The 9572-nt window shown below is 70.8% G+C and carries 8 protein-coding genes; 7 read left to right on the forward strand and 1 reads right to left on the reverse strand.

Going from position 1 to position 9572, the window contains the following annotated elements; all coding sequences use genetic code 11:
* Positions 1–238: 238 nt before the first annotated feature.
* Complete coding sequence (locus ACTVAJ_RS26960) at positions 239–1051, reverse strand: Fic family protein (RefSeq protein WP_470391081.1); 813 nt, start codon at positions 1049–1051, stop codon at positions 239–241.
* A 196-nt stretch (positions 1052–1247) separates the two neighbouring features.
* Here ACTVAJ_RS26960 and acs point away from each other — a divergent pair, with 196 nt between their 5' ends.
* From acs to ACTVAJ_RS26995, 7 genes are all read left to right on the forward strand, one after another.
* Positions 1248–3218 (forward strand): acetate--CoA ligase, encoded by a 1971-nt coding sequence (gene acs / locus ACTVAJ_RS26965; protein ID WP_470391082.1) that lies wholly within the window; start codon positions 1248–1250, stop codon positions 3216–3218.
* Between the two features lie 222 nt (positions 3219–3440).
* Entirely contained in the window at positions 3441–3923 is a 483-nt protein-coding gene (locus tag ACTVAJ_RS26970) for a phage holin family protein (protein ID WP_470391083.1), read from the forward strand.
* 12 nt (positions 3924–3935) lie between these two features.
* Entirely contained in the window at positions 3936–4844 is a 909-nt protein-coding gene (locus tag ACTVAJ_RS26975) for an alpha/beta fold hydrolase (RefSeq protein WP_470391084.1), read from the forward strand.
* Between the two features lie 84 nt (positions 4845–4928).
* On the forward strand, positions 4929–5441 hold the full coding sequence (locus ACTVAJ_RS26980; RefSeq protein ID WP_470391085.1) for a DUF309 domain-containing protein: 513 nt from the start codon (positions 4929–4931) through the stop codon (positions 5439–5441).
* Positions 5442–5994: 553 nt separating this feature from the next.
* Positions 5995–8430, forward strand: coding sequence for a sodium-translocating pyrophosphatase (locus ACTVAJ_RS26985; protein ID WP_470391093.1), 2436 nt, complete (start codon positions 5995–5997; stop codon positions 8428–8430).
* A gap of 74 nt (positions 8431–8504) precedes the next feature.
* A complete protein-coding gene (locus ACTVAJ_RS26990) occupies positions 8505–8627 on the forward strand; it encodes a hypothetical protein (RefSeq protein WP_470391086.1) in 123 nt (40 codons plus the stop codon).
* Positions 8628–8712: 85 nt separating this feature from the next.
* On the forward strand, positions 8713–9192 hold the full coding sequence (locus ACTVAJ_RS26995; protein ID WP_470391087.1) for a SixA phosphatase family protein: 480 nt from the start codon (positions 8713–8715) through the stop codon (positions 9190–9192).
* The last annotated feature ends 380 nt before the right edge of the window (positions 9193–9572 follow it).

Here is a 9572-nt window from a genome sequence, read left to right on the forward strand (position 1 = left end):
GTCAGACTAGAAAAATGGATGCTTGCTAACCCGGTGGGACGCGCCGGAGACGGCGCCCCGCAAGAGCAGGCGGGGCGCCGTTCGACATGTGCGCGCATCCGTGTGAAGCAATCCTGAAACATTCAACCGTGAACGAGCGTGACCGAACCGGTATCCCGATCTGACTGCTGGTTCAAAATTGAACGGTCCTGCGAACTCCCGAGTTTCGGATCCCCCGCTGCCGCGCACGGTGTTCGGCTCAACCGCGTTTGAGCGCCTCACACGTGGCAAGGGAGTCCTGTGCGCCCGCCCGCACGGCGCGGCAGCAGTGGACGACCCATTCCGCCACACCCTCGGGGGTGCCCTCCATGTATCCGCGCAGCGCCGGCCCGTACTCGTCCCGCAGGACCTGGTGCCCCAGTTCCGACGGCACCAGCGACTTCGGGTCCAGCCCCCGCTCCACCAGCGTCAGCCGCTCGGCCGCGCGCGCGACCAGGCCGTCCCCCCAGCCGAACGGGCGGACCGCCATCAGTTCTCCGTGCACCAGCGCCGACGTCACCAGGGCCGGGACGGACGAACGCGCGCTCAGGAGCGAGTACAGCCCCTCCATCCGCACCAGTGCCGCCTGGGGATCCGGCACGTGGCCGAGCTCCATCGGGTCCTCGACGCGCTCACCGGGCAGCCGCGGCCGTCCCAGCGCCTCCTCCGCGACCGCGTCCGCCGCGGCCAGGGTGTGCAGCCGTGCCAGGGCCTGGCGCGGGGCCTTGGGCCAGGTGTCCACCAGGCCGCCCAGCTCGCCGGACACGCGCAACGCGCCCTTGATCCGGGTGTCGTACACGTGCCCCTGGCGGATCTCGTCCATCGAGACCTCGGCGCCCTCCAGCGCGGCCGACGCGCACGCGCCGCGCAGGGAGGACTCCATGGACACGTCGCTGCTGCGCCGGCGCAGGATGCGGTGCCCCAGAAGACGGTCGACCAGGGTGCGGGTCTCGGCGACGGCGTCGGCCACGCCCGGCAGCTCGGCGATCCGCTTCAGCGGGTCGGACAGGGAGGCGGAAGTCGATTCGCTCACGGTCACCAACACTACGCGCCGGTAACACCATGCGCCCACACCAGCCGCCCCGACCGCTCATCGCGTCGCGCCGACCGTTCGCCGACCGTTCGCCGCGTGCCCCGCGGTCCCCGCCGCTGGATTCCGCCCCGGTGGTTCCAGTGGTATGGACCACATGATTAATTGGGTGTGAACCGCCGACGTAAGGAGAATCACAGTGGCTGACAGCACTCCCCCGAGCCAGGAGACACTGTCCAACCTTCTCCACGAGACCCGCAGCTTCCCCCCGCCGGCCGACCTCGCCGCCCAGGCCAACGTGAAGGCCGACGCCTACGCCGCCGCGGACGAGGACCGCCTCGGGTTCTGGGAGGAGCAGGCGCGCAGGCTCCAGTGGGAGCGCCCCTGGGACACCGTCCTGGACTGGAACCCTCCGTTCGCGAAGTGGTTCGACGGCGGGAGGATCAACGCCTCCGTCAACTGCGTCGACCGGCACGTGGCGGCCGGGCTGGGCGAACGCGTCGCCTACTACTGGGAGGGTGAGCCCGGGGACACCCGCACGATCACCTACGCCCAGCTCAAGGACATGGTCTGCCAGGCGGCCAACGCGATGACCGCGCTCGGCGTGCGCAAGGGCGACCGGGTGGCCATCTACATGCCGATGATCCCCGAGACCGTCGTGGCCATGCTCGCGTGCGCGCGCATCGGCGCGGTCCACATGGTCGTCTTCGGCGGTTTCTCCGTGGACGCCCTCGGCCAGCGGCTCGACGACAGCCAGGCCAAGCTCGTCGTCACCGCCGACGGCGGCTACCGGCGGGGCAAGGCCAGCGCCCTCAAGCCCGCCGTGGACGCGGCCGTCGCCGACCGCCCCTCCGTCGAGAACGTCCTCGTCGTCCGTCGCACGGGTCAGGACGTGGAGTGGACCGACCGCGACGTGTGGTGGCACGACACCGTCGAGGCCGCGAGCACCGAGCACACACCCGAGGCGCACGACGCCGAGGACCCGCTGTACATCATGTACACCAGCGGCACCACGGCCAAGCCCAAGGGCATCCTGCACACCACCGGCGGCTACCTCACCCAGGTCTCCTACACCCACTGGGCGGTGTTCGACCTCAAGGCCGACACCGACGTCTTCTGGTGCGCCGCGGACATCGGCTGGGTCACCGGCCACTCCTACATCGTCTACGGTCCGCTCTCCAACGCGGCCACCACCGTGATGTACGAGGGCACCCCGGACACGCCGCACCGCGGCCGCTTCTGGGAGATCATCGAGAAGTACAAGGTCACCATCGCCTACATGGCGCCCACGGCGATCCGCACCTTCATGAAGTGGGGTGACGACATCCCCGCGAAGTTCGACCTCTCCAGCCTCCGCGTCATCGGCTCCGTCGGCGAGCCGATCAACCCCGAGGCCTACGTCTGGTACCGCGAACACATCGGCGGCGGCCGCACCCCGGTCGTCGACACCTGGTGGCAGACCGAGACCGGTGCCGTGATGGTCAGCCCCCTGCCCGGCGTCACCTCCGGCAAGCCCGGCGCCGCGATGCGCGGTCTGCCCGGCATCGTCGCCGACGTCGTGGACGAGGAGGGCAACTCGGTGCCCGACGGCGAGGGCGGCTTCATCGTGATCCGCGAGCCCTGGCCGTCCATGCTCCGCGGCATCTGGGGCGACCCCGAGCGCTACAAGGACACCTACTGGTCCCGCTTCGAGGGCCTCTACTTCCCCGGTGACGGTGCGAAGAAGGACGAGGACGGCGACCTGTGGCTGCTCGGCCGGGTGGACGACGTCATGCTCGTCTCCGGCCACAACATCTCCACGACCGAGGTGGAGTCGGCGCTGGTCTCCCACCCCAAGGTGGCGGAGGCGGCGGTGGTCGGCGCCACGGACAGGGTCACCGGCCAGGCGATCGTCGGGTTCGTCATCCTGCGCGGCGGCGAGGAGGAGGTTCCGGAGGAACTCGTCAAGGAGCTGCGCGACCACGTCGGCGTCTCGCTCGGCCCGATCGCCAAGCCCGCCCGGCTCCTGGCCGTCCCCGAGCTGCCCAAGACGCGGTCCGGCAAGATCATGCGGCGTCTGCTGCGCGACATCGCCGAGAACCGCGCCGTGGGTGACACCTCCACGCTCACCGACTCCTCGATCATGGACGTGATCGCCAGGCAGCTGCCGTCCGCTTCCAAGGCCGAGTGAGCCGGGGCGGCCGCCCCGGCCGCCCGCACCGGTGTCGCACCGGCACGTGCCGGAGCGGGGTTCGGATCAGGCCCGTGGGGGCCGAACCGCCGCTCCGGCTCACCCGTGTGACCAAACGCGACCATGTCGTTTTGCGTGCCGTGAGAGACATGGGCGGTCGGTCATGTGCGAGGATGCGGAGGATCATCCACGAGTTCGGACCGAGAGAAGGGACCCCCCACGATGGTGGACAAGCCGGGTGGCGGCGAACCTGGCGCATCCAGCGGCACCGACCGTTCCATCGGTGAACTGGTCTCCGACGCCACCGACAACCTCTCCCGGCTGGTACGCCTGGAGCTCAGACTCGCCAAACTCGAGGCCAAGGCCGACGCCACACGGATCGGCAAGAGCGTCGGCGAGTTCCTCGCGGCCGGGGTGGTCCTCCACCTGGTCGCCATCCTCCTCTCGGTCACCATCGGCCTCGGCCTGATGGAACTCGGTCTGGCGCCGTGGATCGCCTTCGGTGCCGTCACACTCTTCTACCTGCTGGTCGCGGTGGTCCTCGTACTCATCGCCACCGCCAACCTGCGCAGGCGCCAGGGTCTGGCCCGCACCGCCGAGACCACCTCCCGGCTCGCCGGCATCCTGCGCGGCGAGATCAGGCCGCCCCGGAACGGTGACGGCGCGGTGGCCGTCTCCGGCGAGACCGTGCCCGCCGAGAGGTAGGTCCCGCCCCAGGTGTTGGACGACTCGGTCGCCTACGTCGACGGACCCTGGCGGCACCGCACGGTCGGCGCGGCGGGGGCGCGTTTCCACGTCGCCGAACTGGGCGACGGGCCGCTCGTCCTCTTCCTGCACGGGTTCCCCCAGTTCTGGTGGGCCTGGCGCGACCAGCTGACCGCGGTCGCCGATGCCGGGTACCGCGCGGTCGCCGCGGACCTGCGCGGATACGGGGCCAGTGACAAGCCCCCGCGCGGATACGACCTCCCCACCCTCGCCCAGGACGCGGCCGGGCTGGTCCGCGCGCTGGGCGCCGCCGACGCGGTCGTCGTCGGGCACGGCGTGGGCGGGCTCGTCGGATGGACGGCGGCCGTCCACCACCCCGATCGGGTCAGGGCCCTGGCCGCGGTCGCGGCGCCCCACCCCTCGCGCGCGGGACGGATCCTGGCGTCGATGGGACCGGGCGCGCGGTACCTGCTCCGGGCCCAGCTGCCGGTCCTTCCCGAACACCGGCTCCTGGCGGACGGCTGCGTCCGTGTCGGCGACCTGCTGCGTGAGTGGAGCTCCCCCGGTTGGCCGGACGAGGGGACCGAGGAGCGCTACCGGCTGGCGTTCTCGATCCCCAAGGTCTCCCACTGTTCCCTGGAGTACCACCGCTGGATCTTCCGGTCGCGCTGGCGGCTGGACGGCGCCCGGTACGACACCGGGATGCGGCGCCCCGTGAGGGTGCCCGTCCTCCAGCTCCACGGGTCCGAGGACCGGGCCTGCCCGCCCCGCACCGCCCGCGCCTCACAGGGGATGGTCGCGGGGCCCTACCGTTGGAGGGGGATCCCCGGTGCGGGCCACTTCCCGCACGAGGAGCGGCCGGAGGAGGTCTCCCGGGCACTGGTGGAGTGGCTGGGAGGCGTGGCCCCGGCGGAGCGGTAGGCGACGCGACGGAGGATCCGCGAACACCGCGCCGTGTGCGGCGGCGGTGGACCATGGCGGCGTGACGACGGCGGTGAGACAGTGATGGTGCCTTTCCTGACGGGTGCGGACGGCGACCGGGACCGGAACGAGCAGGGGCGCGCGCAGAACCAGCGTCCCCGTGACCGCTACGGGCGGCCGATGCCGCACGGAAGCGCGGGTGAGGTCGAACGCGTCCCCGACGACGCCGAGTTCACCGTGGAGGAAGGACTGGAAACCGCCCAGCGACTGCTCGACGGCGGGTACGCTTTCACCGCCCACGAGGTCCTGGAGGCCGTGTGGAAGTCCGTGCCCGGACCGGAACGCGAACTGTGGCGGGGGCTCGCCCAGACCGCGGTGGGCGTGACGCACGCCCAGCGCGGGAACGCGGTCGGGGCCGCACGCCTGTTGCGGCGGGGTGCGGACCGGGTGGCGGCGTTCGGCCCCGAGGCGCCGCACGGTGTCGACGTGGCCGGGGTGGCGGCCTTCGCCCGTGCGTTGGCCGAGGACCTGGAGGCGGGTCGGGCGCGGTCCGGTGACGGGATCGACCCCTCGGGCATGCGCCTGCGCGGAAGGTAGCGCAGGGCACCGAGTGCCGGAAGGTGCCCCTGAGGCTGGGGGCACCTGTTCCCGGTTGGTGCGGAAAAGCGCCATCTGTGGTCGTTGGTGCTGATTTCGGGCGCCATGTAATCATATAATGCCCTGCGTACGCTTTAACGTTAACATCGTGTTAAAGCATTATGCGACAAGATAAAAGTTGAATGTCGCCGATAAAGTAATTTATCCACATCCTCAGATCACCATGTGGTCACATCTTTGAGTCCTCCTGGGGAAAAGCCGAATCGCCTCTCACCTTTATTCGCTGTCGTGCGTAGAATCCCCGGATCACCGCCCGTGAAATCGTGGCGCGGGCGGTGCGCATCACACACAAGGATGGCACCGCTTCGACCCCGGGCAGCGTGTCGTCGGGCCAGCTCAGGCTCCCTCCGGACGGCGGTACGTCCGTGGCCTCGCGCGGGACCGGCGCCCCGGAGGTGAACCGTTCCGTGCGTACCGTGAACGGGGCCGAAATGGTCGTGCCCGTCTCAAGGAGGACGGATTGTCTGGGCTCAACCTCGCCGCCGAAGGCGGCATGGCCCTAGCTTTGGAAGGCACCGACTTCACACTCGTCATCGTCGTCATGGCGGTGGCGCTTCTGGCCCTCGCCGTCGCGGGGATGCTGGTACGTGAGGTCCTCGCCGCCGGGCAGGGCACCGAGCGAATGCAGAACATCGCGGTCGCCGTTCAGGAAGGAGCGGCCGCCTATCTCAAACGACAGTTCCGAACCCTCGCGGTCTTCGTCGTCGTCATCCCCCTCCTCCTGCTGCTGCTTCCCGCGGAGTCCTGGGGCATCGCGATCGGCCGTTCCCTCTTCTTCGCCCTGGGTGCGCTGCTGTCGGCGACCACCGGCTTCATCGGCATGTGGCTGGCGGTGCGGGGCAACGTGCGGGTCGCGGCGGCCGCGCGCGGCGGTGACACGGCGGCCAGCCGGTCGGCGATGCGCATCGCCTTCCGCACCGGCGGCGTCGCGGGCATGATCACCGTGGGCCTGGGCCTGTTCGGCGCCGCGGCCGTCGTCCTCCTCTACCGGGGGGACGCGCCGATCGTGCTGGAGGGCTTCGGCTTCGGCGCCGCGCTGCTGGCCATGTTCATGCGTGTCGGCGGCGGGATCTTCACCAAGGCCGCCGACGTGGGCGCCGACCTCGTCGGCAAGGTCGAACAGGGCATCCCGGAGGACGACCCGCGCAACGCCGCGACCATCGCCGACAACGTCGGTGACAACGTGGGCGACTGCGCGGGCATGGCGGCCGACCTGTTCGAGTCCTACGCCGTCGTGCTCGTGGCCTCCCTCATCCTCGGCCGGGTGGCCTTCGGCACCGAGGGGCTGGTGTTCCCGCTGCTGGTCCCCATGATCGGCGTCGTCACCGCGATCATCGGCATCTTCATCGTCGCCCCCCGGACCCGGGACAGGACGGCGATGTCGGCGATCAACCGCGGGTTCTTCGTCTCCGCCGGGATCTCCGCCGTCCTCGTCGTCGGCACGGCGTTCTGGTACCTGCCCACCAGCGTCGACGGGCTGTCCGGGGTCAGCCCGACCGTCGTGGAGGAGATCGCCGCCGCGGGAACCGCACCGAACCCGCGCCTCATCGCCGTCGCCGCGGTCCTCATCGGCCTGGTCCTGGCAGCCGCCATCCAGTTGCTCACCGGGTACTTCACCGAGACCGACCGGCGTCCGGTGCGGGAGATCGGGGACAGTTCGCAGACCGGTGCGGCGACCGTCATCCTGTCCGGCATCTCGGTCGGCCTGGAGTCGGCCGTCTACTCCGCGCTGCTCATCGCCGGTGCCGTCTACGCCGCCTTCCTCCTCGGAGGAGGCTCCATCACGCTGAGCCTGTTCGCCGTCGCACTCGCGGGCACCGGTCTGCTGACCACCGTCGGCATCATCGTCGCGATGGACACCTTCGGCCCGGTGTCCGACAACGCCCAGGGCATCGCGGAGATGTCCGGCGACGTCGAGGGCAGGGGCGCGGAGGTGCTCACCGGGCTCGACGCGGTGGGCAACACGACGAAGGCGATCACCAAGGGCATCGCGATCGCGACCGCGGTGCTGGCCGCGACCGCTCTCTTCGGTGCCTTCCGCACCTCGGTGCAGGAACAGCTCACCATCGCCGACGCGGGAGCGGACGCCTTCTCCCTCTCCCTCGACCGGCCGGACGTGCTGGTCGGCGTCATCATCGGCGCGAGCGTCGTGTTCTTCTTCTCCGGCCTGGCCATCATGGCGGTCGGCAGGGCGGCGGGCCGCGTCGTCCTGGAGGTGCGGGACCAGTTCCGCACCCGGCCGGGGATCATGGACGGGAGCGAGAAGCCGGAGTACGCGCGCGTCGTCGACATCTGCACGAAGGACTCGCTGCGGGAGCTGGTCACACCCGGCCTGCTGGCCGTCTTCGCCCCGATCGCCGTCGGGTTCGCGCTCGGCTACGCGCCGCTCGGCGCCTTCCTCGGCGGTGCCATCGCGGCCGGGGTGCTCATGGCCGTGTTCCTCGCCAACTCCGGCGGTGCGTGGGACAACGCCAAGAAGCTGGTCGAGGACGGCCACCACGGCGGCAAGGGTTCGCAGGCCCACGAGGCCACGGTCATCGGGGACACGGTCGGCGACCCGTTCAAGGACACCGCCGGACCCGCGATCAACCCGCTGCTGAAGGTGATGAACCTGGTGGCGCTGATCGTGGCGCCCAGCGTGGTCATCTACGCGGACAACGTCGCGCTGCGCGTGGGCGTGACGGTGGTGGCCGTCGGCGTGCTCGTCGGCGCGGTGCTGTGGTCGAAGAACCGCGGCGCCGGGACGGAGACCGACCTGGCCGAGCCCGGCGGCTCGGCCGCGCCCAAGGGCGCCCCCGAGGTCGGGGACGGTGACACGGAGTCCGCGGACGGCGGGTCCGCGGAGCGGGCCGACGCGGCGGACGGCGGGACCGGGGACGCCGGGGCCGACCGGAGGGAGGAGGCCCACGCCGGAGAGGGCAAGGGCTAGGAGGTGTCCACGGGGACGCCTCCCGTGTGAGTACGAGGACGTGGCCGTCCGGGGAACCCGGGCGGCCACGCCGTGTGCGCGGACCTAACCTGGAGGGGCGGGGCCGGAGCACCCTGGTGGTGCCGGTCGTGTGCGCCGCACGCGTGGACGCGGACGGCGGGATCTGGCTGTCGCGGCACGAGGAGGGGTCCCGGTGACGGGGTTGAAGGGCTTGGCGACGATCGTGGGGATCATGGTCGCCTTCATCGGCGGGTTGGCCGTGGTCGCGACGGTGCTGGCCGGATGAGCCGCACACTCCTGCTCATGCGGCACGCCAGGGCCGAGGCCGGGCACGGGGGCGCCGACTTCGACCGTGCGCTCGACGACACCGGCCGACGGCAGGCCGAGGAGGTCGGCCGGCTCCTCGCGGCACGCGGGTACGAGCCGGACCACGTTCTCTGCTCGGCGGCGCTGCGGACACGCCAGACGCTGGACGGGGTCCTGGGCGTGACGGGTCGGGACCAAACCCCGGAGGTGGACTACTCCGAGGCCGTGTACTCCGCGGGTGCCGACTCGCTCCTGGAACTCGTGAACTGTGTCGACCCCGACGTACGGACCCTGCTCGTGGTCGCGCACAACCCGACGGTCGCCCAACTGGCGGCGGCGTTCGTCGGCCACGGGGCACTGGTGTCGTTCACCCCCGCGACCGTGGCCGCGGTGCGGCTGGACGTCGAGTGGCTGTACGCGGCACCGGGAACAGGTGAGGGGACCCTCCTCAACTGAGAGGACCGGTGGCGGGGCCGCCGGGTACGGGCCCCGGCAGCGGAGTGGTCGGCGCCCCGCTCAGGTGCGGGGAACGGCACGGGTCGAATCCGCGCGGAATGTGACCCGCGACACGCACATATTGGTTTGCGCGGTCGTGTGCCCGGGGGTAGTGTTCTCCGAGTCGCTTCCGAACGGCCCAAGGCCGCGAGGGGCGGCGGATCGCAGCTGAGCGAGACGAACGCGGGAATCCACGCGGGCGTGCCAGCACATCCACTCCTTTCCCGGTCTTCATGGACTGAGCATGCGCTCGGTGTGTGTAGGATCGGGGAGTCGCTTCACAAGTCCGAATGGTCGAATACGATCATCCGGATGGATGAGGCAAAACGGGCGCTTTACCC

Source organism: Nocardiopsis sp. KDC1DS13DA1, assembly GCF_055632325.1.

Coding starts and splice junctions, on each gene's coding strand:
- ACTVAJ_RS26970 (WP_470391083.1), top strand. CDS start 3,441: ATGGTGGACAAGCCGGGTGGCGGCGAACCTGGCGCATCCAGCGGCACC.
- ACTVAJ_RS26980 (WP_470391085.1), top strand. CDS start 4,929: ATGGTGCCTTTCCTGACGGGTGCGGACGGCGACCGGGACCGGAACGAG.
- ACTVAJ_RS26985 (WP_470391093.1), top strand. CDS start 5,995: ATGGCCCTAGCTTTGGAAGGCACCGACTTCACACTCGTCATCGTCGTC.
- ACTVAJ_RS26995 (WP_470391087.1), top strand. CDS start 8,713: ATGAGCCGCACACTCCTGCTCATGCGGCACGCCAGGGCCGAGGCCGGG.